This window comes from Micromonospora rosaria, from assembly GCF_001567585.1.
Taxonomy (GTDB): Bacteria; Actinomycetota; Actinomycetes; order Mycobacteriales; family Micromonosporaceae; genus Micromonospora; species Micromonospora rosaria.
This window is the reverse complement of sequence record NZ_LRQV01000074.1, coordinates 12726-34217: the sequence shown is the minus strand read 5'-3', so window position 1 is coordinate 34217 and position 21492 is coordinate 12726. Positions and strand designations below refer to the sequence as shown.

17 protein-coding genes and 1 pseudogene are annotated in these 21492 nt (G+C 74.1%); 5 read left to right on the top strand and 13 right to left on the bottom strand.

Annotated elements, in window-relative coordinates:
- A partial coding sequence (locus AWW66_RS34475) for an RICIN domain-containing protein (protein WP_425413287.1) occupies nucleotides 1-866 on the top strand: 866 nt, incomplete at its 5' end.
- A gap of 113 nt (nucleotides 867-979) precedes the next feature.
- Nucleotides 980-2491, top strand: a complete 1512-nt coding sequence (locus tag AWW66_RS19310; RefSeq protein WP_067368281.1) for a deoxyguanosinetriphosphate triphosphohydrolase family protein — start codon at nucleotides 980-982, stop codon at nucleotides 2489-2491.
- A 3-nt stretch (nucleotides 2492-2494) separates the two neighbouring features.
- Here AWW66_RS19310 and AWW66_RS19305 read toward each other — a convergent pair whose 3' ends face one another.
- From AWW66_RS19305 to AWW66_RS19295, 3 genes are read right to left on the bottom strand one after another with little or no spacing between them, the layout of a single operon-like run.
- Nucleotides 2495-3637, bottom strand: a complete 1143-nt coding sequence (locus AWW66_RS19305; RefSeq protein ID WP_067368278.1) for an MBL fold metallo-hydrolase — start codon at nucleotides 3635-3637, stop codon at nucleotides 2495-2497.
- Between the two features lie 58 nt (nucleotides 3638-3695).
- A complete protein-coding gene (locus AWW66_RS19300) occupies nucleotides 3696-4697 on the bottom strand; it encodes a serine hydrolase (protein WP_067368275.1) in 1002 nt (333 codons plus the stop codon).
- Entirely contained in the window at nucleotides 4694-5608 is a 915-nt protein-coding gene (locus AWW66_RS19295; protein WP_067368270.1) for an SDR family NAD(P)-dependent oxidoreductase, read from the bottom strand. Before AWW66_RS19295 ends, AWW66_RS19300 begins: the two co-directional genes overlap by 4 nt.
- Nucleotides 5609-6001: 393 nt before the next feature.
- Between AWW66_RS19295 and AWW66_RS36030 the strand changes: the two genes are divergently transcribed.
- The gene (locus AWW66_RS36030) at nucleotides 6002-8068 is read left to right on the top strand and encodes an ATP-binding protein (RefSeq protein ID WP_067368267.1); all 2067 of its coding nucleotides are present in this window, start codon (nucleotides 6002-6004) and stop codon (nucleotides 8066-8068) included.
- A gap of 56 nt (nucleotides 8069-8124) precedes the next feature.
- On the opposite strand, the gene AWW66_RS19285 is transcribed toward AWW66_RS36030, so the two are convergent.
- The 7 genes and pseudogenes from AWW66_RS19285 to AWW66_RS19255 all read right to left on the bottom strand — a co-directional run bounded on the left by AWW66_RS19285 (nucleotide 8125) and on the right by AWW66_RS19255 (nucleotide 14694).
- On the bottom strand, nucleotides 8125-8838 hold the full coding sequence (locus AWW66_RS19285) for a S1 family peptidase (protein WP_083978631.1): 714 nt from the start codon (nucleotides 8836-8838) through the stop codon (nucleotides 8125-8127).
- A gap of 47 nt (nucleotides 8839-8885) precedes the next feature.
- On the bottom strand, nucleotides 8886-9446 hold the full coding sequence (locus AWW66_RS19280; RefSeq protein ID WP_067368261.1) for an RICIN domain-containing protein: 561 nt from the start codon (nucleotides 9444-9446) through the stop codon (nucleotides 8886-8888).
- Between the two features lie 53 nt (nucleotides 9447-9499).
- On the bottom strand, nucleotides 9500-10168 hold the full coding sequence (locus AWW66_RS19275) for an RICIN domain-containing protein (RefSeq protein WP_067368258.1): 669 nt from the start codon (nucleotides 10166-10168) through the stop codon (nucleotides 9500-9502).
- A 439-nt stretch (nucleotides 10169-10607) separates the two neighbouring features.
- Nucleotides 10608-10796, bottom strand: a pseudogene (locus tag AWW66_RS36480) (glutathione-dependent formaldehyde dehydrogenase); the annotation flags it as partial.
- Between the two features lie 510 nt (nucleotides 10797-11306).
- Nucleotides 11307-12068 carry a succinate dehydrogenase/fumarate reductase iron-sulfur subunit gene (locus AWW66_RS19265; RefSeq protein WP_067368251.1) on the bottom strand — a complete coding sequence of 254 codons (762 nt, stop codon included), beginning with the start codon at nucleotides 12066-12068 and terminating at the stop codon, nucleotides 11307-11309.
- Nucleotides 12065-14002: a fumarate reductase/succinate dehydrogenase flavoprotein subunit gene (locus AWW66_RS19260; RefSeq protein WP_067368248.1), complete on the bottom strand. Its 1938-nt coding sequence runs from the start codon at nucleotides 14000-14002 to the stop codon at nucleotides 12065-12067. The genes AWW66_RS19265 and AWW66_RS19260 overlap by 4 nt, the downstream gene beginning before the upstream one ends.
- 2 nt (nucleotides 14003-14004) lie before the next feature.
- A complete protein-coding gene (locus AWW66_RS19255) occupies nucleotides 14005-14694 on the bottom strand; it encodes a succinate dehydrogenase cytochrome b subunit (protein ID WP_083978630.1) in 690 nt (229 codons plus the stop codon).
- 78 nt (nucleotides 14695-14772) lie between these two features.
- Here AWW66_RS19255 and AWW66_RS19250 point away from each other — a divergent pair, with 78 nt between their 5' ends.
- A complete protein-coding gene (locus tag AWW66_RS19250; protein ID WP_067368242.1) occupies nucleotides 14773-15702 on the top strand; it encodes a LysR family transcriptional regulator in 930 nt (309 codons plus the stop codon).
- A gap of 52 nt (nucleotides 15703-15754) precedes the next feature.
- Here the strand turns inward: AWW66_RS19250 and hrpA are convergent, their stop codons facing one another.
- Nucleotides 15755-19828 carry an ATP-dependent RNA helicase HrpA gene (gene hrpA, locus AWW66_RS19245; protein ID WP_067368239.1) on the bottom strand — a complete coding sequence of 1358 codons (4074 nt, stop codon included), beginning with the start codon at nucleotides 19826-19828 and terminating at the stop codon, nucleotides 15755-15757.
- Between the two features lie 134 nt (nucleotides 19829-19962).
- Here hrpA and AWW66_RS19240 point away from each other — a divergent pair, with 134 nt between their 5' ends.
- Nucleotides 19963-20352 carry a cytidine/deoxycytidylate deaminase family protein gene (locus AWW66_RS19240; RefSeq protein WP_067368297.1) on the top strand — a complete coding sequence of 130 codons (390 nt, stop codon included), beginning with the start codon at nucleotides 19963-19965 and terminating at the stop codon, nucleotides 20350-20352.
- Between the two features lie 140 nt (nucleotides 20353-20492).
- Here AWW66_RS19240 and AWW66_RS19235 read toward each other — a convergent pair whose 3' ends face one another.
- Complete coding sequence (locus AWW66_RS19235) at nucleotides 20493-20852, bottom strand: YciI family protein (protein ID WP_067368235.1); 360 nt, start codon at nucleotides 20850-20852, stop codon at nucleotides 20493-20495.
- 138 nt (nucleotides 20853-20990) lie between these two features.
- Nucleotides 20991-21422: a DoxX family protein gene (locus AWW66_RS19230; RefSeq protein WP_067368232.1), complete on the bottom strand. Its 432-nt coding sequence runs from the start codon at nucleotides 21420-21422 to the stop codon at nucleotides 20991-20993.
- Nucleotides 21423-21492: the final 70 nt, after the last annotated feature.

The following is a 21492-nucleotide window of genomic DNA, read 5'->3' as shown; positions in this document are numbered from 1 at the left end:
AGGACTGGGCTGGCCCGGGGCCGGTGGTGGAGGACTCGGTGGGCCCGGGGCCGGTGGTGCAGGACTCGGTGGGCCCCGGGTCGGCGGGGCACGACCCAGTCGGGTCCCGGCCGGCGACCGGCGAGGCCGGTCCCGGCGGCCACCGAGCCGACGGCGGCGCCCGTCGGGGGCCGGCTGCCCGGCCCGCCCGGGCCGGGCAACCGGGGCGGGCGGCGGCGCGGTTGTGGCCCACCGCGGGGGAGAGAAGCGCTCCGGTCCTGCTCGCCCTGCTCGTCGGGGCCCTGGTGGTGGCGGGCGGCTGGGCGCTGCTGCCCGGGACGCCCCCGACCGGGGCGCCGTCGGGGGCGGCGGCGACCACGACCCCGTCGCGCACCGCCGGGCAGGATCACCCGCTGCCGGCGAATCTCCTCGGCCAGGTCCGCATCCGACCCGTCACGGCGCCCACCCTCTGCCTGACCGACGGCCGGGTCCTGGACCGGCGGTACACGCCGCTGGTGGCGGTGCAACGGCCGTGCGACGAGGTGTCGCCGCAGACCACGACGATCCAACCGACGGGCGAGGGGACGTACCGCATCAGGTGGGACCATCCCGACTACGGGCCCGGCTGCCTGGTGGTCCTGACCGACGGCCCCGGCATCGGCCTGCTGGAGCCGTGGGACGACTGCGTCCGCGCCAGCCACTTCCGGATCGAGCCCTCGGGCTCGTACGACGGCGGCACCTATGTGCTGCGCGTCGTCGGCAACGGGTGTGCGGGCATCCGGCAGTCGAGCACCGAGGCGGGGACGGAGGTGGTGATGGAGCGCTGCGTGGGGCGGGGCGGCCAGGTCTTCGTCATCGAGCCGGCGTTCCGGTCCGGCCCCACCTGACCCGGGGCGCACCGGTGCCGCCGGCCACGACGACGGGGCCGGACGAGCCTCGTGGCGGGGCCGTGCACGATGGGACCGGCGGGCGGCGGACGGGACGCGCTAGCCTGGCGATCATGGAAGCACCCGCGGACGCCCGGGCCCGCCGGCTCTTCGGCGGCAGCGCCCGTACCCTGGGCGACCTGGCCGGCAGCCCGTTCCGGGCGGACCGGGACCGGATCGTCAGCTCGCCGTTCTTCGCCCGGCTGGCCGGGGTCACCCAGGTGGTCAGCCCCGGCGGGTCCGGGCTGCTGGTGCACAACCGGCTCACCCACAGCCTGAAGGTCGCCCAGGTGGCCCGCGCGATCGCCGAGCGGCTGGTCGACGACGAGGAACGCCGGGCGCTGCTGGATGCGCTCGGCGGCTGCGACCCGGACGTGGTGGAGGCCGCCGCCCTCGCCCACGACCTCGGTCACCCGCCCTTCGGGCACCTGGGGGAGCGGGTGCTGGACCGGCTGGCCCGGCAGCGGCTCGGGCTCACCGACGGCTTCGAGGGCAACGCCCAGTCGTACCGGATCGTGACCAGCACCGAGATCCGGGGCGCGGCCACCACCGGGCTCGACCTGACCGCCGCCGTCCGCGCCGCGATGCTGAAGTACCCGTGGACCCGGCTGGACCACCCGGACCCGCACCCGCGCCTGCTGGACCCGCCGCCCCGGGGCGCCACCGTGCCGCCGGACGACCCGGACAGCGGCTCGTCGAAGTTCGGCGCGTACCGCACCGAGCTGGACGACCTGCGCCAGGCCCGGGAGCCGTTCGCCGGGCGGATCGCCGACTGGCAGCAGACCGTCGAGGCCTCGGTGATGGACACCGCCGACGACATCGCGTACGCCATCCACGACGTGGAGGACTTCTACCGGGTGGGGGTGCTCCAGCAGGGCACCGTGGCCGCCGAGCTGATGGCCTGGCAGCGGGAGAGCGGGCACTTCCGGGCGATCACCGACCCGGCGCTGGCCGGGGTCGCCCGCCGGCCCGGCGCGGCCATCGAGCGGCTACGCCGCCAACTGCACCGCAAGGACGGCTGGATCGCCGACGACGAGGCGTTCGCCGCCGCCGTCGAGCACGTCCGGGCGGAACTGGTCGAGGGGCTGCTGGCGCTGCCCTTCGACGGCTCGATCGAGGCGGAGCAGTACGTGGCCCGGTTCTCCGCCCGCTGGACCACCCGGTTCGTGGACGCGATCACCGTGACCGCCACGCCCTCGATGCGCTCCGGGCACGTGCTGCTCGCCCCGGCCCAGTGGCACGAGGTGCAGGTGCTCAAGTTCGTCCACCACCGGTTCGTGCTGGCCCGCCCCGACCTGGCCCTGCACCAGCGGGGCCAGGCCCGGCTGCTCGGCACCCTGGTCGAGGCGCTGTGGGAGTGGCTGCTCGACCCGGAGGAGGAGTCCCGGCTGCCCCGCCGGCTGCACGACCTGGTCGAGCTGGCCGAGGCGGAGCTGCACCCGCGCACCGCCGACCGGCTCGGCCGGGCCCGGGGCCGGGCGATCATCGACTTCGTCGCCCAGCTCACCGACGGTCAGGCGGTGGCGATGCTGGACGTCCTCTCCGGCCGCTCCGGCGCGCTCTGGACCGACGCCTTCGTGCTCTGAGCCTCAGGCGACGGCCTGCCACCAGCCGTCGACCGGGGGCGGGTCGTCGACCACCACCCGCTCACCGGGGCGGGGCACCACGAGGCGGACGTCCCGGGCCTTGGCCTCGGCCCAGAGCCGGTTCACCGGCTCGACCCAGTCGTGCCGGGCCAGGTTGAAGGTGGCCCAGTGCACCGGCAGCAGCAGCCCGCCGCGCAGGTCGAGGTGGGCGGCGACGGCCTCCTCCGGGAACATGTGGATGCTCGGCCAGGCCCGGTCGTACGCCCCGATCTGCACCAGCGTCACGTCGAACGGCCCGTGCTCCGCGCCGATCTCGGCGTACCCGTCGAAGTACCCGGAGTCCCCGGTGTAGAAGATCCGCCGGTGGGCGCCGGCGACCACCCAGGAACTCCAGAGCGTGGCGTCACGGGTCAGCCCCCGGCCGGAGAAGTGCTGGGCGGGGGTGGCGGTGACGGTCAGGCCGCCGACCCGGTGGCTCTGCGCCCAGTCCAGCTCGACGATCCGGTGCTCCGGCACCCCCCAGCGGTCCAGGTGGGCCCCCACGCCCAGCGGCACCAGGAAGGGGGCGGACTGCCCGGCGGTGAGCGCCCGGACGGTGGCCAGGTCCAGGTGGTCGTAGTGGTCGTGGGAGATCAGGATGGCGTCCACGGCGGGCAGCTCGTCGAGGCCGACCGGGGGCTGGTGCAGCCGCCGGGGCCCGACCACCGCCGACGGCGAGCACCGCTCGCTCCACATCGGGTCGACCAGCACCCGTCGCCCCTCGATCTCGATCAGCGCCGAGGCGTGCCCGTACCAGACGACGTTGAGCTCGCGCCCGTCGGGCGCGACGGGCGGGGCGGCCGGACGCAGCAGCGGCACGGGCGCCCCGGGCCGGCGCTTCTGCTTGCCGAAGAGCAGATCCCGGACCAGGTCCCGGTCGGGGGCGCCGGCCATCGACCGGCTCTGCCCCTGGTTGTGGAACGTGCCGTCGCGGAACTGCGGGGAGCGGGCGGCCCGCTCGGCCCGGAACCCGGTCAGCCGGCCCCCGAGGGCGGCCGGCACGTCCCGGGCCACCCAGGCCAGCCCGACCAGGGCGGCCAGCCCGGCCGCCGTGCCGATCCGCCGGCCCGGCCCCGCGCGTCCTACCCGCTCGGTTGGTGTGCCCATCGTTCCCCGCCCCTCCACCGGTCCCGTCCCCGTCCCTCACCGGTCCCGCGAGTACACGTTAGGACATGGCCGCCGCCCCCGGCCGGCCGCCCGCGCGGCCCGTGAGCCCGTCCACGGCGGCCAGGAACGGTCGGCCCATCCGCGACCGGGCCCGCACCGCCGGGTGGGTCGCGGCGACGTCGTCCGCGCCGGTCGGGCCGGTGGCGAAGAGCGCGTACGTCAGCACCGGCGCGCCGCCGCGGTCGAAGACGATCCCGGCCTCGTGCCGGCCGTCGGCGTACCAGCCCGCCTTGGTGGCCACCCGGGCCCGCTCGGCCGACGACATCTCCCGCCGGATGCCGTCGGTGAAGGCCACGGGGGAGCGGAGCAGCCCCAGCAGGTACGCCGTCGAGGACGCCGCGAGCAGGCCGCCGGTGGCCAGCGCCCGGAGCAGGTCGTGGGTACCCCGGGCGGTGCTGGTGCCCAGGTGGAAACGGTGCGGGTCGGCCACCGGCCGGACCTGGGTGTGGCCGAGGCCCCTGGCGCGCAGGACGCGGTTCAGGTCGGCCGCCGGGCAGAGCCGGCCGCAGAGCCGCACCGCCGTGTCGTCGGAGACGGTGAGCAGGGTGGCCAGCGCGTGGCCGAGGGTGACGCTGCTCGGCCAGGCCCCGTCGAGCGCGAAGATCCCGTCCCCGCCCGGCACCACGAGGTCCTCGGTCACCTCGATTCGCTGGTCGAGGGCGAGCAGCCCCCGGTCGACCCGGTCCAGCACCGCCACCGCCACGGCGATCTTGTTCACGCTGTACGCCTCGACCGGGGTGTCCGGCTCCTCGGCCACCGCCTCGCGCGGGTGCCCGTCCGGCCCGGTGACGCTGACGTACGCCCGCCAGGTCCCGCCGGCGCGGTCACGGTGCCGCGCGTACCCGGTGGCCACCCGGCGCAGCGCGGTGGCGGTCCGGCGGGCGGCGGCGCTCCGGGCCCGGCCGGTCGTCGCGGTGCCGTCGGTCGTCGCTTCCCGGTCGCTGGTCGCGGTGCCGTCGGTCGTCGCGGCCTCGTGGGTGGTTCCCGCGTGGCCGGTCATTCCGGCCCGCGGTCGCGGGCCGCCCGGAGCAGTCCGGCCACGCCGTGGCCCCAGCCGCCGCGCACCCCCGTTCCGGCGGGGTCCGGGGCGAAGACCACCCCGTCGTGCGGTGCGACCGGCTGCCCGGTCAGCCCGAGCCGACGCATCAACGGGCCGACCAGCGCGTCGTAGACGCCGGGCAGCACGGTGAAGCCGAACCGCAGGAGCCCGGTGAACCGGCCCACCGACACCTCCCGGCGGGGCCGGTCGGCGCAGTCCAGCACGGCGGCGGCGACCCGGTCCGGGTCGGTCACCGGGGGCGGGGGCCGGCCGGACGACCCCAGGTGGTTGGCGGCCCGCTGGTAGACCGGGGTGTCCACGCTGCCGGGGCTGACCAGGCAGACCGCCACCCCGGGAACGTCCCGCCCCTCCTGTTGCAGGGCGCGGACCAGCCCGTGCAGCCCCCACTTGCTGGCCACGTACGCGCTCATGTACGGCGCGCTGATGTGGCCGAGCAGCGAGCCGACGAGCACCAGGGTGCCGGCGCCAGCGTCGCGGAAGCGCCGCAGCGCCACCCGGGCCACCCCGGCCGCGCCGAGCAGGTCGGTCCGGATCACCTGGTCGAAGACCCGCTCGGGGATCTCCTCGAACCGGCCGTACACCATCACGGCGGCGGTGTGCACCCACACGTCGATCCGGCCGAACTCGCGGACCGCCGCGTCGGCCAGCGCCTCGACGCCGGCCGAACCGGTGACGTCGGTCGGGACGGCGAGCGTCGCCGCGCCCGCCGCGCGGCACTCGGCGGCCACCCCGGCCAGTTCCTCGGCGCTTCGGGCGGCGAGGACCAGCCGCTCGCCCCGCGCGGCGAACGCCAGGGCGCTGGCCCGGCCGATCCCGCTCGTCGCGCCGGTGATCACCACCGTCCGGGTCACGGCTCGCCCACGACCGTGGCCCGCAGGACGCTTCCGCCCGGAACCGGGTCGCACCGCCGCCGGCACATCCGGCCCACCGCGCGCATACGTCCCCTCCTCACCACCCGTCGGGCCTCGGGCGTGCCCCGCTGCCCCGTCGACCTGCTACCCGGTCAGCCGTCGTCGAATCCTTCCGCTCCCCGGCCAGGAGGCTGGCCCCGGCCCGGAGCCGGGGCGCGGGCCGGGACCGGCCCGGCGCGGTACCCGCCGCCGGTGCCGGCCGTCCCGGGCCCGTCTCCCGCCGCGCCACCCCGCGTCGCCCTGCTGCCGGCCGCCGGACGAGCCGCGTCCGGGGCCGGGCGGCGGACCGTCCACAGGCTACGGTCCGCGTCGGGCGGGTACTAGGCTGACGCCATGTCGTCGAGCCGGCCCCGCCTGGCGGGCCTGCTGCGCACCACCCGGGACCAGGCCTTCGTCGGCCGCGCCGCCGAACTGGCGCCGTTCCGGTCGGCGCTCGCCGGAGCGCCCGGCACCCCCTCGGTGTTCTTCCTGCACGGCCCCGGTGGAGTGGGCAAGTCCACCTTGCTCCGCCGGTTCGCCGACGAGAGCCGCGACGGGGGGCGGCTGGTGGTGGAGCTGGACGGCCGGCTGGTGGACCCGGCTCCGCAGGCGTTCGAGATCGAGGCCGCGCCGGCCATGCTCAACGACCGGGTGGTGCTGCTGGTCGACGCCTTCGAGCGCTGCCAGGGGCTGGAGGTCTGGCTGCGGGAGCGGTACCTGCCCCAACTGCCGGACGGGACCCTGGTGGTGCTGGCCGGCCGGGAGCCCCCCGACCCCGCGTGGACGGCGGATCTCGCCTGGCGGGAGGCGTTGCGGGTGGTGCCGGTCCGGGACCTGACGCCGGCCGAGGCGGGGCTGATGCTCGACGCCCAGGGGGTACCGCCCGGCACCCGGCCGGCGATCCTGGACTTCGCCGGCGGGCACCCGCTGGCGTTGACGCTGGCCGCCGCCGTCGTGACGACCGGGCCGTCCGCCCCGACGCGCCGGGACACCCCGACGCGCCGGGACGCCCCCGACACGTGGGCGCCCACGCCGGACGTCGTGTCGTCGCTGATGGGCCGGCTGATCGGGGAGGTGCCGTCGGCGGCGCACCTGCGCGCCCTGGAGGTCGCCGCGCACACCCTGGTCACCACCGAGGCCCTGCTGCGGGTGGTGCTGGCCGTCGACGACGCCGGGCCGCTGTTCCGCTGGCTGCGTGGGCTGCCGTTCGTCGAGCCCGGACCGGCCGGGCTGTTCCTGCACGACCTGGTCAAGGAGGTCGTCGACACCGACCTGCGGTGGCGCGACCCGCACCGGTACGACGACGGGCACGCCCGCATCGGCGGGTACCTGCTGGAGCAGGTCCGGGCCGCGCCGGAGCCCCGGGTGCTGTCGGCGATGCGGGAGTTGACCTACCTGAAGCGGTTCGGCGCGATGGGCCCCTACTTCCGGGGCATCTCGCACGAGGGCGACGTCTACGAGGACGTGCTGCGCCCCGGTGACCACCGGCCGATCCGGCAGATGACCGTGGACTGCGAGGGCGAGGAGTCGGCCGCCGTGGTCGACCACTGGCTCACCGCGCAGCCCGACAGCTTCCGGGTCTACCGCCGGTCGGCCAGCGGGGAGCTGGTCGCGTTCCTGGCCTGGCTACGGCTGACCGTCCCGGACGAGGGCGGGTCCGTCGATCCGGTGGCCGCCACCGTCTGGGCCCACCTGCGCCGGTCGGGGCTGCCGCGTCCGGGCGAGGAGGTGCTGCTGGCCCGGTACATCGTGCACCCGGAGGCGTACCACTCGATCTCGCCGGTGTCGTACCTGATGCAGTTGCGGATGTGCGCGGACTGGATCCGGTCCGGGCGGCTGGCCTGGTCGTTCATCATCGCCTCGAACCCCGAGTTCTGGCACGACCTGATGGTGCACATCGGGCACCGGCCGGTGCCCGAGCGGCCGGTGCTGGACGGGCAGGCGTACACCCTCTTCGGGTGCGACTGGCGGGTCACCCCGCTCTCGGTCTGGTTCGACCGGACCCAGCCGGGGCGGATCCTCGACCCCGAGCCGCTCCCGGCGGGGGCGGTGGTGCTGCCGACCCGGGAGGAACACGACGAGGCGGTCCGCGCCGCCCTGCGCGACTGGCACCACGACGACGCGCTGGCCGCCAGCCCGCTGCTGCGGACCCGACCGTTCGTCGACCGGGCCGGCGGGGACGCCCCGGTCGACGCGCTGCGCGACGCGCTGACCACCGCCGTGGACGCGTTGCGCGCGGACCCGCGCGAGACCCACCTGCACCGGGTGGTGGCCACCACCTACTTCCACCGGGTGCCCACCCAGGCCGCCGCCGCCGAGCGGCTCGGCCTGCCGTTCAGCACCTACCGGCGGCACCTCAGCCGGGGCGTGCAGCGGATCTGCGACCGGCTGTGGCGGCTGGAGGCCGGCGGCGACGGCTGAGCCCGGACGGCTGCCGGGCCGCACCCGGGGGTACGGGTGCGGCCCGGTGCCGACGCTCAGCCGCCGGCGGGCTGGCGGGCCTTCTCGAAGTCGATCCAGTGCCGCAGCTTGGGGTCGCCGAGGGCGATCCCCAGGAACGCCCGCTCCTGGTCCCGGGTGTGGGTGGTCATGCCGACCGCCACGTGGTTGCCGTTGCTCAGCGGTCCACCGGAGTCCCCGCTGCCCTGGATGCCGTCGGACCAGACGCCCTGGAGCTGGTAGACGCCGTCCTCGTTGAGGCCGTAGTTGGTCACCCGGACCGTGCAGACCCGCAGCGCGGGGGCCAGCACCGACCAGGGGCTGTTGGCGACGGTGTTGCCCCATCCGGAGGCCGCGAGGTTGGTGTTGATGGCCGGCAGCAGACCCGGCTGGATCATGGCCACCGGCGGCATCTGCGTGACGGCGCTGCCCAACTGGAGCAGGGCGGCGTCGCCCAGGCCGAACTCCTCGATGCGGATCACGCCCCGGCTCTGCCCCGCGCCCCGCTCCCGGCTGCCGGCCAGGACCGTCACCTCCTGGGTGGAATAGGCCTCGACGCAGTGCTCGGCGGTCAGCACCCACCGGGTGTCGATGAGGATGCCCGCGCAGACGTACGCGCCGCGTGCGTTCACCTGGACGGCACCCCGCAGGTGCCCGGCGGTCGCGCCGCCGATGATCGCCTGGGCCGGGGCCTGCGGCACGGTCACCGCTGCCAGCGTGGCCACGACGAGTGCCGTGATCGTCCTTCGCATGCCGAACCTTCCTGTCGGTCGGGGGTGGGGGAGGAAACGCCGGGGGCTCACGCGGCACCGACGGTGTCGAAGATCCACCGCTGGCCCCGGTCGTCGGCGTTGCAGCCGGACAGGAAGACCTTCCTGGTGTTGCTGCCCGGGTTGTACTCGTCGTTGCTGTCCAGGCACATGTCGGTGCCGTAGTTGTAGATCATGTACTCGGCGGTGGTGCCGGTGGCGCGGTTCAGCCAGGAGGTGTACGTGCCGCTGGCGGCGCAGAACCAGCCGGTGGTCGCCACCACGCGGTTCTCGTTGCCGTACAGGCAGCGGTCGAGATTGATCTGCCGCCAGGTCATGTCGAGGCCCGAGTAGAGCCACTGGTGGTACGGGTGGTCGGGCCGGCAGGGCAGGGCGTAGACGCTGCCACCGGCGTTGCCGTCGAGGCACCACCCGTTCTGCTTGTTGCGCAGCAGGAACAGGTGCGTGGTGTTGGGGGCCGGGTCGCCCGGTACGGCCGTGGCGGACGCCGGCCCGGCCGGTACGGCGGCGAGCGCGGCGACGACGGCCACGGTGCCGAGCCAGCCGACGACCCGGCGGGTGCGGCGTCCCGACGAGGGGTCGGTCGACATCTGGTCTCCTGTCGCAGTCTGGAACGGGTCTCCGGTCCGGGGTGGGAAGGTCGTCACAGCCGGGTGTACCGCCAGGCCTGGCCCCGGTCGTCGATGTGGCAGCCGGAGAGGAAGACCTTGCGGGTGTTGCTGCCGGGGTTGAACTCGGCGTTGCTGTCCAGGCACCAGCCCGGGTGGTTGCCCGGGGAGAACTGGAGTTCGGTGCCGGGCCGCAGCGGCAGGGCGTCCCAGGCGGTGCCGGCGGTGTCCACGCTCACGCAGGGCAACCAGATCGAGGTGACCCGCCGCTGTGCCGTGTGGTGCTGCAGACAGCGGTTGGTCGCCCGCTGCCGCAGTTGGCCGTAGATCGGGTCCCAGTGCCACTGCTGGTACTGGCCGCCGTTGCAGGGGTGCGCGTAGATGTCACCGCCACCGTTGCCGTCGAGGCACTGTCCGGTCTGGCCGTTGCGGAACTCGTACCACCCGCCGGGGAAGGCGGCGGGGACGACCGGCGGGCTGGTGGGGCTGGCCGCCGCCAACGGCGCGGCGGCCCCGCTCGCGGCGGTGGCAGCGGTGGCCCCGGCGGCGGTGACTCCGGTGGTGGCGGACGTGGTGGTGACCGTGGCCGCCAGCAGGGCGGCGGTCAGCAGGGCTGACCGGCGGCGGAGGCCGCCGCGACGGCCCCCGGCGGTACGGGGCCGACCGGGGCGTACCCGGGTCGGTGCACGGAGTGTGGTCGACATGCCGGGGATGGTGGCCCGCTCGGCTGCTCACCCGACAGCCCATCCGGTGTCCACCACTGCCCACCCGTGGTCACCGGGACCCGCCGGTCGGTCGGACGGGTCGCCCGGCTCAGGGTTCGAGCACGACCTTGATGCAGCCGTCGGTCTTCTTCTGGAACATCTCGTACGCCTGCGGCGCCTCGGCCAGCGGCAGGCGGTGGGTCCGCAGGTCCGCCACGCCCAGCGGGTCGTCGTCCCCGGCGAGCAGCGGCAGGATCTCGTCGGTCCAGCGGCGGACGTGGCACTGGCCCATCCGCACCTGGACGCCCCGGTCGAACATCTCCATCAGCGGCAGCGGGTCGACCTCGCCGCCGTACACGCCGGAGATGGAGACCGTGCCGCCCCGGCGGACCGCCTTCAGCGCGGCCTTGAGCGCCACCAGCCGGTCCACGCCGAACCTGTTGAACGGGACGACCACCCGGTCACCGGGCTTCAGGTACGGCCCGAGCACCTCGTACAGGTGCAGGTCGGAGCCGCAGACGGCGGTGGAGGTGATCCGGACGATCGCGTCGGCCGGCGCCTCGATGCGGGGATCGGGAACCCCCTCCACCCGGACGTCCCGTCTGCCCTGCCAGGTCAGTGCCTTCATGATCGATTCCCCTCGCCGATTCCGTCAGCGAGGTTGCTGCCCCTCGACCCGCCGTTGAACCGCTCGCCCCGGGCCGGCCGGGACGGGTGTCCACGGTTCCTTTCGAGCTGCCCCGTCTGTGAGACCACGTCCACATCCCGGTGGCACACCGCGCTGCTGTCCCGTACCCGGCCGTGGCGCTCGACCCGGCACGGCCCGGTCGCGCCCACGCCGACGTCGCACGCTCTCCGCTCTCACCGGCGCACCGAGCTGCTCTCACCGTGCTGCTCTCACCGTGCCGGGCCCTGCCCCGTCTTCGAGGGCAGTTCCACAGGGAGCCGGGGGCACCACACCGAGAAGCCCGAGGCGAGCTGCCGAGCCGAACCCGGCCGCGTCACGCACCTGCCGACCTCGGGACGGCCCTGCCCCGTCCCGGAGGTGTCCCACGCGGCCCTGTCGAGCTGTTGCGAAAACGGCCGACCGCCGTACCCGAGGGGGCGGGTACGGCGGTCGGACGGAGGTGGGGCCGGGTCAGGTGCCCGGGGTGTCGCCCCGCTTGGCGCTCGCGGCCAGGTAGTCGCGGTTGAGCCGGCCGATGGTGCTCAGCGGGATGCCCTTCGGGCAGACCACGGTGCACTCACCGGCGTTGGTGCAGCCGCCGAAGCCGGCCTCGTCGTGCGCGTCGACCATGCCGATCACCCGGGTGTACCGCTCCGGCTGGCCCTGCGGCAGCAGCGAAAGCTGGGTGACCTTGGCGGCGGTGAAGAGCATGCCGGAGCCGTTCGGGCAGGCCGCGACGCAGGCGCCGCAGCCGATGCAGGCGGCCGACTCGAAGGCGGCGTCCGCGTTGGCCTTCGCCACCGGCACCGAGTGCGCCTCGGGGGCGCTGCCGGTCGGGACGGTGATGTACCCGCCGGCCGCGATGATCTGGTCGAAGGAGTTCCGGTCGACCACCAGGTCCTTGATGACCGGGAAGGCGCGGGCCCGCCACGGCTCGATGTCGATGGTGTCGCCATCCTTGAACTGCCGCATGTGCAACTGGCAGGCGGTGGTGCCGCGCTGCGGCCCGTGCGCGTTGCCGTTGATCATCAGACCGCACATGCCGCAGATGCCCTCGCGGCAGTCGTGGTCGAAGGCGACCGGCTCCTCCCCGGAGAGGATCAGCCGCTCGTTGAGCACGTCGAGCATCTCCAGGAACGACATGTCGGGGGAGACGTCGTCGACCTGGTAGGTCACCATCCGACCCTTGTCCTCGGGGCCGGTCTGGCGCCAGATGCGCAGGGTCAGGTTCACTTGTAGCTCCGCTGCGTCGGGTGGACGTATTCGAACTTCAGGTCTTCCTTGTGCAGCACGGACGGCTGCCCGGTGGCGGTGAACTCCCACGCCGCCACGTACGCGAACCGGTCGTCGTCGCGCTGCGCCTCCCCGTCCGGGGTCTGGTGCTCGCCCCGGAAGTGGCCGCCGCAGGACTCCTCGCGGTGCAGGGCGTCGATGCACATCAGCTCGGCCAGCTCGAAGAAGTCGGCCACCCGGCCGGCCTTCTCCAGCGACTGGTTGAGCCCCTCGCCGGTGCCCGGCACCTTGACCCGCTGCCAGAACTGGTCGCGCAGGCTGCGGATCTCGTCGATCGCCTTGCGCAGCCCGGCCTCGGTGCGCTCCATGCCGCAGTGTTCCCACATGATCTGGCCCAGCTCCCGGTGGAACGAGTCCACCGTCCGGTCGCCGTCGATCGCCAGCAGCCGCTGGATGCGGTCCTCCACGTCGGCACGGGCCTCGACCGCCGCCGGGTGGCTCCCGTCGACCTTCTCCAGCGGGCCGGCGGCCAGGTAGTTGGCGATGGTGCTGGGCAGCACGAAGTAGCCGTCCGCGAGCCCCTGCATCAGCGCCGAGGCGCCGAGCCGGTTCGCCCCGTGGTCGGAGAAGTTCGCCTCACCGATCACGAAGAGGCCGGGGACGGTCGACTGGAGGTCGTAGTCGACCCAGAGCCCGCCCATCGTGTAGTGCACGGCGGGGTAGATCCGCATCGGGACCTCGTACGGGTCCTCGCCGGTGATCCGCTCGTACATCTCGAAGAGGTTGCCGTACTTGGCCTCGACGGCCTTGCGGCCGAGCCGGCTGATCGCGTCGGCGAAGTCCAGGTACACGCCGAGCTTGGTCGGGCCGACGCCCCGGCCCTCGTCGCAGACGTTCTTCGCGGCGCGGGAGGCGATGTCCCGGGGGACCAGGTTGCCGAAGGAGGGGTAGATCCGCTCCAGGTAGTAGTCCCGCTCGGCCTCGGGGATGTCCTTCGGGCTGCGGTCGTCGCCCTTGGTCTTGGGCACCCACACCCGGCCGTCGTTGCGCAGCGACTCGCTCATCAGGGTCAGCTTCGACTGGTGGTCGCCGGAGACCGGGATGCAGGTCGGGTGGATCTGGGTGTAGCAGGGGTTGGCGAAGTACGCGCCCTTGCGGTGCGCCCGCCAGGTGGCGGTGACGTTGCAGCCCTTGGCGTTGGTGGAGAGGTAGAAGACGTTGCCGTAGCCACCCGAGGCGAGGACCACGGCGTCGGCCATCTCGGTGGTGATCTCACCGGTGACCATGTCCCGGACCACGATCCCCCGGGCCCGGCCGTCGACGAGGATCAGCTCCAGCATCTCGTGCCGGGCGTTCATCTCGACGTTGCCCAGGCCGATCTGCCGCTCCAGCGCCTGGTACGCGCCGAGCAGCAGCTGCTGGCCCGTCTGCCCCCGGGCGTAGAAGGTGCGCTGCACCTGCGCGCCGCCGAAGGAGCGGGTGTCGAGCAGGCCGCCGTACTCGCGGGCGAACGGGACGCCCTGGGCGACGCACTGGTCGATGATGTTGACCGAGACCTCGGCCAGCCGGTGCACGTTCGACTCGCGGGAGCGGAAGTCGCCGCCCTTGACCGTGTCGTAGAAGAGCCGGTGGACCGAGTCGCCGTCGTTGCGGTAGTTCTTGGCGGCGTTGATGCCGCCCTGCGCGGCGATCGAGTGGGCCCGGCGCGGGCTGTCCTGGTAGCAGTACGACTTGACGTGGTACCCCTGCTCGCCCAGGGTCGCCGCCGCCGCGCCGCCGGCCAGGCCGGTGCCGACCACGATCACGGTCATCTTCCGGCGGTTGGCCGGGTTGACCAGCTTGGCCTCGAAGCGGCGACGCTCCCAGCGGGTCTCGATCGGGCCGTCGGGGGCCTTGGTGTCGGCGATCGGGTCGCCCTCGGTGAAGAGTTCCATGGTCAGGACACCAATCCGGTGAGTACGGCGAACGGGACCACCAGGAAGCCGGCGCAGATCACGACGGCGAAGCCGAGGGCCACCGCGCGGGCCCGGCGCTCACCGCCGGGGGTCTGCTGGCCGAGGCTGCGCAGCGCGCTGAACATCCCGTGCCGCAGGTGGAAGCCGAGGGCGACGACCGCCACGGTGTAGAAGAGCGTGACGTACCAGCGCTCCGGGGCGAAGTCGGCGACCACGTTGGCGAACGGCCGGGTCGGGTCGCCGACCGGGTTGAGGTGGCCGGTGGTCAGGTCGAGCAGGTGGTAGATCACGAAGAGCAGGATGATCACCCCGCCCCAGCGCATCGTCCGGGCCGCGTAGCTGCCCTGGATCTTCTTGCGGTGGGCGTACTGGACCGGGCGGGCGGCGCGGGCGCGCAGCGCCAGCACGGTGGCCGCCCAGATGTGCGCCACCACCGCGACCACCAGGCCGGCCCGCAGGATCCAGAGGAACCAGACCCCGGGCAGCGCCGGCTTGCCGATGTCGCGCAGCCAGTGCGCGTACCCGTCGAAGGAGGCGGCACCCGCGAAGACCTTCAGGTTGCCGAGCATGTGCGCGATGAGGAACAGCACCAGGACGATGCCCGAGACGGCCATGACGGCCTTCAGGCCGACGTTGGACCGGATGGGCGACCGGGTTCTCGTGACTACCACAGGACCGACGCTAGGAGTTTGCTGAACCAGTCGTCCAATGCATCGAACTCGCAGTGTTGATAGTCATAGGCTATGTAGATGCAGCTCCATCAGCTCAGGTACTTCGTGGCGGTGGCGGAAGTACGACATTTCACCCAAGCCGCCGACTTGGTGGGCATCACCCAGCCGTCGTTGAGTAAGCAAATTCACGCCCTGGAGAGCACCCTCGGGGCACCCCTGTTCGAGCGGGTACGGGGCAACATCACCCTCACCGCCGCCGGTGAGGTGCTGCTGCCGCTGGCCACCCGGATCCTCGCCGACGTCGACACCGCCACCCGGGAGGTGCAGGAACTGGTCGGCCTGCGCCGGGGGCGGGTCCGCCTCGGTGCCACCCCCAGCCTCGCCACCTCGCTCGCCCCGCCGGTGCTGCGCCGGTTCCGCGACGCGTACCCCGGGGTGGACCTGCGGGTCGAGGAGGGCGGCTCGCAGGACCTGGTCCGCGACCTGCTCCGGGGCGACCTGGACCTGGCGCTGATCGTCATGCCCGCCCAGGGCGCCGACCCGGGGCTGCGCGCCGAGCCGATCCTGCGGGAGAGCCTGGTGGTCGCCTCGGTGGACGAGCTGCCGGCCGCCCGGCCCACCGGTCAACTGCGCATCACCGACCTGCGCGACCAGCCCCTGGTGATGTTCCGCGAGGGCTACGACCTGCGCGACGTCACCCTCCAGGCGTGCCGGGCCGCCGGGTTCGAGCCGTACCTGGCCGTCGACGGCGGGGAGATGGACGCCGTGCTCAGCTTCGTCGAGGCCGGCCTCGGGGTGGCCCTGGTGCCGGGCATCGTGGTCGCCCGCCGTCCCGGCATCCGGGTCACCCCGCTCGCCCCGCCCGGGGTACGCCGGACCGTGGCGCTCGCCCGGCGCCGGGACACCGTGCCCACCCAGGCCGGTCGGGAGCTGCGCCGGATCCTGCTCGACTACGTCCGGGGCGGCCTGGCGACCGAGGAGCTGCCGCCCGGCGTCGCCCCCTACTGACCCGCCTGCCCACCCCGGGCCGGCCGGCCCGGGTGCTGCGCGCGCCCCGGGCTCAGCGCCCCTCGGCGTCGTCCATCGCCCGGTAGATCCGCTGCTCGGAGACCGGGTACGGGGTGCCCAACGCCTGGGCGAAGACGTTCACCCGCAACTCCTCGATCATCCACCGGATCTGCCGGACGGCGGCGGCGCCGCGTCGGGCCGGGGGCAGCGCGGCGAGCAGGTCGGCGTACTCCTTCTGCACCACCGCGATCCGGTCCTGCTGCGACTTGTCCCGCTGCGGGTTGCCGGGGAGCCGGTCCAGCCGCCGCTCGATCGCGGTCAGGTAGCGCAGCAGGTCGGGCAGGCGGGCGTACCCGGCCTCGGTGACGAACCCGGCGTGCACCAGCCCGGAGAGCTGGTTGCGGATGTCGGCCAGGGCGGCCACCACGGCGAGGTTCTTCGTGGCGCCGAGCCGCTGCTCCACCGCGTACGCGGCGGCGAGGACCTTGCGGACCCGCTGCATCACCTCGACCACGGTGTCGACCAGGTCGGCCCGGACCTTCTCGCGCAGCGCGGCGAAGCCGTCGGCGTCCCAGGCCGGGCCCCCGGCGTCGGCGACGAGCTGGTCGATCGCCGCGCCGGCCGCGTCCTCGATCAGCGCCGGCACGCTGCCGTGCGGGTTGCGGCTGAGCGCCAGCTTCGCCTCGTTGCTCAACCGGCCCTGGAGGATCTTCGCCGGGGAGGGCACGGCCAGCCGCAGCAGCCGCCGGGTGCCGGCCCAGTGCGCCGCCGCCTGCTCGGCCTCGGAGTCGAAGACCCGGACGCCCACCGTGGCGCCCTCGTCCACCAGGGCCGGGTACGCGGTCACCGCGTACCCGGCGCGGACCTGCTCGATGGTGCGCGGCAGGGTGCCGACGTCCCACTGGGTCAGCCCGGTGCGGGTTACCTCCGGCGCGGCGGCGGCCACCACCTGGCGGACCTCCTGCCGGAGCTGGCGTTGCAGCGCCGGCAGGTCCTTGCCCTCGGCGACCGGCTTGTCCCCGTCGCCGATCACCCGGAAGGTGACCCGCAGGTGCGGCGGCAGTTTCGCCAGGTCCCAGGCGTCGGCGGGCACGGTCACCCCGGTCATCCGGCGCAACTGCCGGGTGAGCGCGTCCAGCAGCGGCTCCTCGCCGGGGGTGATCGCGGCGAGGGCGGCGCGGGCGTGGTCCGGCACCGGCACGAAGTTGCGCCGGACCGCCTTGGGCAGCGACCGGATCAGCGCCACCACCAGCTCCTCGCGCAGCCCCGGCACCTGCCAGTCGAAGCTCTCCGCCGGCACCTGGTTGAGCATCGGCAGCGGGATGTCCACGGTCACCCCGTCGGTCGGGGTGCCCGGCTCGAACCGGTACGTCAACGGCAGGGCGACCCCCTCGGCCCGCCACTCGTCCGGGTAGTCGGCCTCGGCCACCCCGCCCCGGCCGTCGTTGACCAGCAGGTCGCGGGTGAAGGTGAGCAGGTCCGGCTGCTCGCGGCGGGCCGTCTTCCACCAGGCGTCGAAGTGCCGGCCGGAGACCACGTCGGCGGGGATCCGCTGGTCGTAGAAGTGGAACACCGTCTCGTCGTCGACCAGGATGTCCCGGCGCCGGGCCCGGTTCTCCAGCTCCTCGATCTCGGTGAGCAGCCGCCGGTTGTCCTGCCAGAACCGGTGGTGGGTGGACCAGTCGCCCTCCACCAGCGCGTGCCGGATGAACAGTTCCCGGCTCAGCGCCGGGTCGATCCGACCGAAGTTGACCTTGCGGGAGGTGACGATCGGGACGCCGTACAGGGTGACCTTCTCGTAGGCCAGCACCGCGGCCTGCTTCTTCTCCCAGTGCGGCTCGCTGTAGCTGCGCTTGACCAGGTGCCCGGCGAGGGGTTCGACCCACTCCGGCTCGATCCGGCCGGCCACCCGGCCCCAGAGCCGGGAGGTCTCCACCAGCTCGGCGGCCATCACCCAGCGGGGCGGCTTCTTGAACAGCGCCGAGCCGGGGAAGATGGCGAACTTCGCCCCCCGCGCCCCCAGGTACTCGTGCTTCTGCGGGTCCTTGAGCCCGAGGTGGGAGAGCAACCCGGCCAGCAGGGACTGGTGCACCTTCGGGGTGTCGATCTCCTCCGGCAGGTCCGCGCCGCCCCCGCGCCGTCCGCCGGCTGCGCCCGCGTCGCCACCTCCGGCCGCCGGGTCCCCGCCGGCTGCGCGCCCCGGTCGCCCGCCGCGCCCCCCGCCGCCCTGCTCCGGGGTACGCAGCACCTGGCGCAGTTGGCTGACGATGTCCTGCCACTCGCGGACCCGCAGGTAGTTGAGGTACTCGGCCTTGCACATCCGGCGGAACGCGCTGGAGGAGAGGGCCCGCTGCTGCTCGCGCAGGTACCGCCAGAGGTTGAGCAGCGCGACGAAGTCCGACTCCTTGTCGGCGAACCGGGCGTGCGCCTGGTCGGCCTGGGCCTGCTTCTCCGCCGGCCGCTCGCGCGGGTCCTGGATGGACAGCGCGGCGGCGATCACCACGACCTCGGTGGCGCAGCCGTTGCGCTCGCCCTCCAGCACCATCCGGGCCAGCCGGGGATCGACCGGGAGCTGGGCCAGCCGCCGCCCCAGCGGGGTGAGCCGCTTCGCCGGATCGGTCTGGGTGACGTCCAGCGCGCCCAACTCGTGCAGCAGGTTGACGCCGTCGGTGATGTTGCGCCGGTCCGGCGGGTCGATGAACGGGAACGCGGCGATGTCGCCCAGCCCGATCGAGGTCATCTGGAGGATGACCGAGGCGAGGTTGGTGCGCAGGATCTCCGGGTCGGTGAACTCCGGCCGGGACTCGAAGTCCTGCTCGTCGTAGAGGCGGATGCAGATGCCGTCCGAGGTCCGGCCGCAGCGCCCCTTGCGCTGGTTCGCCGAGGCCTGCGACACCGGCTCGATCGGCAGCCGCTGCACCTTGAGCCGGCTGCTGTAGCGGGAGATCCGGGCGGTGCCCGGGTCCACCACGTACTTGATCCCCGGCACGGTCAGCGAGGTCTCCGCGACGTTGGTGGCGAGCACCACCCGGCGGTTGGTGTGCGGGGCGAAGACCCGGTGCTGCTCGGCGGTGGAGAGCCGGGCGTACAGCGGGAGGATCTCGGTGCCGAGCAGCGAGCGCTTCTTCTGCACCAGCTTGCCCAGCGCGTCGGCGGTGTCCCGGATCTCGCGCTCGCCGCTGAGGAAGACCAGCACGTCCCCGGGCCCCTCGGCGGCCAGCTCCTCGACCGCGTCGCCGATGGCCTGGATCTGGTCCCGGACGTTCTCCTCGTCGGCGGCGTCGGGCTCCTCCGCCTCGGTCACCTCGACCAGCGGCCGGTACCGCACCTCCACCGGGTACGTCCGCCCGGAGACCTCGACCACCGGGGCGGGCCGCCCTTCGGCGTCGGCGAAGTGCTTCGCGAAGCGGTCGGTCTCGATGGTCGCCGAGGTGATGATCACCTTGAGGTCGGGGCGGCGGGGCAGGAGCTGTCTCAGGTACCCGAGGATGAAGTCGATGTTGAGGCTGCGCTCGTGCGCCTCGTCGATGATCAGCGTGTCGTACCGGCGCAGCATCCGGTCGGTCTGCAACTCGGCCAGCAGGATGCCGTCGGTCATCAGCTTGACCAGGCTGCGCTCGCTGACCTGGTCGCTGAAGCGGACCTTGTACCCGACCACGTCGCCCAGCTCGGTGCCGAGCTCGGCGGCGATCCGGTCGGCGACGGTCCGGGCGGCCAGCCGCCGGGGCTGGGTGTGCCCGATCAGCCCGTGCACCCCGCGCCCCAGCTCCAGGCAGATCTTGGGAAGCTGGGTGGTCTTGCCGGAGCCGGTCTCGCCGGCCACGATCACCACCTGGTGGTCGCGGATCGCGGCGCCGATGTCGGCGGCCCGCTCGCTCACCGGCAGCCCGGCCGGGTACGTCACCGTCGGCACGGCGGCCTGCCGGGTCGCCAGCCGCGCCTCGGCCCGGTCCACCTCGGTGGCGATCTCGGCCAGCGCGTCGTCGCGCCGCTGCGGGTCGCGCAGCCGCCGGACGCCGTCCAGCCGGCGGCGCAGCCGACGCTGGTCGTCGAAGATCAGAGGGGTGAGCCGACGGTGCAGCTCACGAACGGTGTCGGTCGCGGCCGGTGCGGGTGGAGTCTGCATGACGTTGCCAAGGATAGGCAGCCGGCCGGCGGAACGCTTCCGGGTTCCCGCTCCGGGGGCGGCGTGCTGCCCCCCTCGACCGGGTGCCCGCCGTTTAGAGTTGACCGCCGACCGAGGTGGACCGTGGGGGCGAGATGACGACGATGCGCGACACCGACCGGGCGTTGGTGCAGGCCGCCAGCGCGGTGGCGAAGCTGCGGTGCCGCAGTGCCAGCCACACCGCCGCCTCGGCGGCGCGGACCGCCGAGGGGCGGGTCCTCACCGGCGTGAACGTGGTGCACCGCGCGGGGGACACCTGCGCCGAGGTGGTGGCCCTGGGAGCCGCCGTCACCCAGGGCGTGGGCGCGTTGGAGACCATCGTCACGGTGGGCGACCGGGGTCGTACCGTCATCTCCCCGTGCGAGCGGTGCCAGCGGCTGCTCGCCGACCACTCCCCGTCCCTGCGGGTGATCGTGGGGCCGGTCGAGGATCCCCGCGTCGTCCCGGTGACCGAGCTGCTCCTGACCCCCGACGTCGCCGACTGACCCCCGACGTCGCTGGCTGGCGTCCGACGTGAGCGACTGACGCCCGGCGTCGCCGATGCGCGCCCGACGTCGGTGGCTGGCGTCCGACGTGACCGCCCTGGGCGCGCAGGTGGCGGGCGACGTCCGGCCGGGCCGGTGCCTCAGTCGCCGGCGGCGGCCTCCAGCATCGACCGGGGCACCTGCACGTCCTGGAAGCGGACGTTGCCCTCCGGCACCAGCCAGCTCGCCACCTCGACGGCGAGCTGTCCGGCGCGGACCGCCGGATCGTTGCGGTACAGCTCCCGGGCGGCGGCCGGGTCGACCGCCAGGATGGCGAAGCCGCGTAGCCGGGCGTCGTCGGGATCGAGGAAGGGCCCGGCCGCGAGGACGAGCCCCTGCTCCACCAGACCCGCCTGGTGGGCCAGGTGGGCGTCCTGGAGCCGGTCGGCCGCGTCGCGCGGCAGGTCCGGGGCGTCCGTCGGCCGGACGAGAAGCACCACGGTGTGCTGGTCGAAGCGCATCGTCCCAGGTTATGGGCCGATCCGCCGGTACGCCGCCGGGACGCCCCCGCCGGGGCGGGGACGTCCCGGGACCGCCGTGCAGATCCGGTGGCGACTCCAGTGCCCCCCTGATCCGGGGCGCACCGGGCCGGCGGGTCGTCAGGCCCGGTTCGCGGCGCGGCGGCGGCCGACCAGCAGGTGATCCAGGCTGAATCGGCCGGCCCCGACCGCCGCCAGCAGGAGGCTGGCCGCGCCGAGGGTGAGGACGAGTTCGTAGCCGCCCTGGTCGACGAAGAGCCCGTTCCCGGCGTGGACGAAGACGAACGCGCCGATCATGTTCAGCAGGAGCAGGACCCCGGCGACCGGTACGACCAGGCCGAGGATCAGCGCCGCGCCGCCGAGCAGTTCGACGGCGGTGGCGAACCAGGCGGCGAGGGTGGGCAGGGGCACGCCGACCTGCTCGAAGAAGCCGGCGGTCCCGTCCACCCCGTTGGTGATGAGCTTCTGCCAGCCGTGGGCGACGAACACGACGCCGACACCGATTCGGGCGAGCAGCATGGCGATGTCGCGGATGGGGGTGGGCAGGGTCATGGGTCTCCTCCTCGTTCGGGTGATCGCTGGGTGACGGGTCGGTCCCTTCCACGGGAGTCCGCCCGGACCG

Coding starts and splice junctions, on each gene's coding strand:
- AWW66_RS19275 (WP_067368258.1), bottom strand. CDS start 10,168: ATGTCGACCACACTCCGTGCACCGACCCGGGTACGCCCCGGTCGGCCC.
- AWW66_RS19250 (WP_067368242.1), top strand. CDS start 14,773: ATGCAGCTCCATCAGCTCAGGTACTTCGTGGCGGTGGCGGAAGTACGA.
- AWW66_RS36030 (WP_067368267.1), top strand. CDS start 6,002: ATGTCGTCGAGCCGGCCCCGCCTGGCGGGCCTGCTGCGCACCACCCGG.
- AWW66_RS19310 (WP_067368281.1), top strand. CDS start 980: ATGGAAGCACCCGCGGACGCCCGGGCCCGCCGGCTCTTCGGCGGCAGC.
- AWW66_RS19300 (WP_067368275.1), bottom strand. CDS start 4,697: ATGACCGGCCACGCGGGAACCACCCACGAGGCCGCGACGACCGACGGC.
- AWW66_RS19280 (WP_067368261.1), bottom strand. CDS start 9,446: ATGTCGACCGACCCCTCGTCGGGACGCCGCACCCGCCGGGTCGTCGGC.
- hrpA (WP_067368239.1), bottom strand. CDS start 19,828: ATGCAGACTCCACCCGCACCGGCCGCGACCGACACCGTTCGTGAGCTG.
- AWW66_RS19285 (WP_083978631.1), bottom strand. CDS start 8,838: ATGCGAAGGACGATCACGGCACTCGTCGTGGCCACGCTGGCAGCGGTG.
- AWW66_RS19305 (WP_067368278.1), bottom strand. CDS start 3,637: ATGGGCACACCAACCGAGCGGGTAGGACGCGCGGGGCCGGGCCGGCGG.
- AWW66_RS19235 (WP_067368235.1), bottom strand. CDS start 20,852: ATGCGCTTCGACCAGCACACCGTGGTGCTTCTCGTCCGGCCGACGGAC.
- AWW66_RS19260 (WP_067368248.1), bottom strand. CDS start 14,002: ATGGAACTCTTCACCGAGGGCGACCCGATCGCCGACACCAAGGCCCCC.
- AWW66_RS19240 (WP_067368297.1), top strand. CDS start 19,963: ATGACGACGATGCGCGACACCGACCGGGCGTTGGTGCAGGCCGCCAGC.
- AWW66_RS19230 (WP_067368232.1), bottom strand. CDS start 21,422: ATGACCCTGCCCACCCCCATCCGCGACATCGCCATGCTGCTCGCCCGA.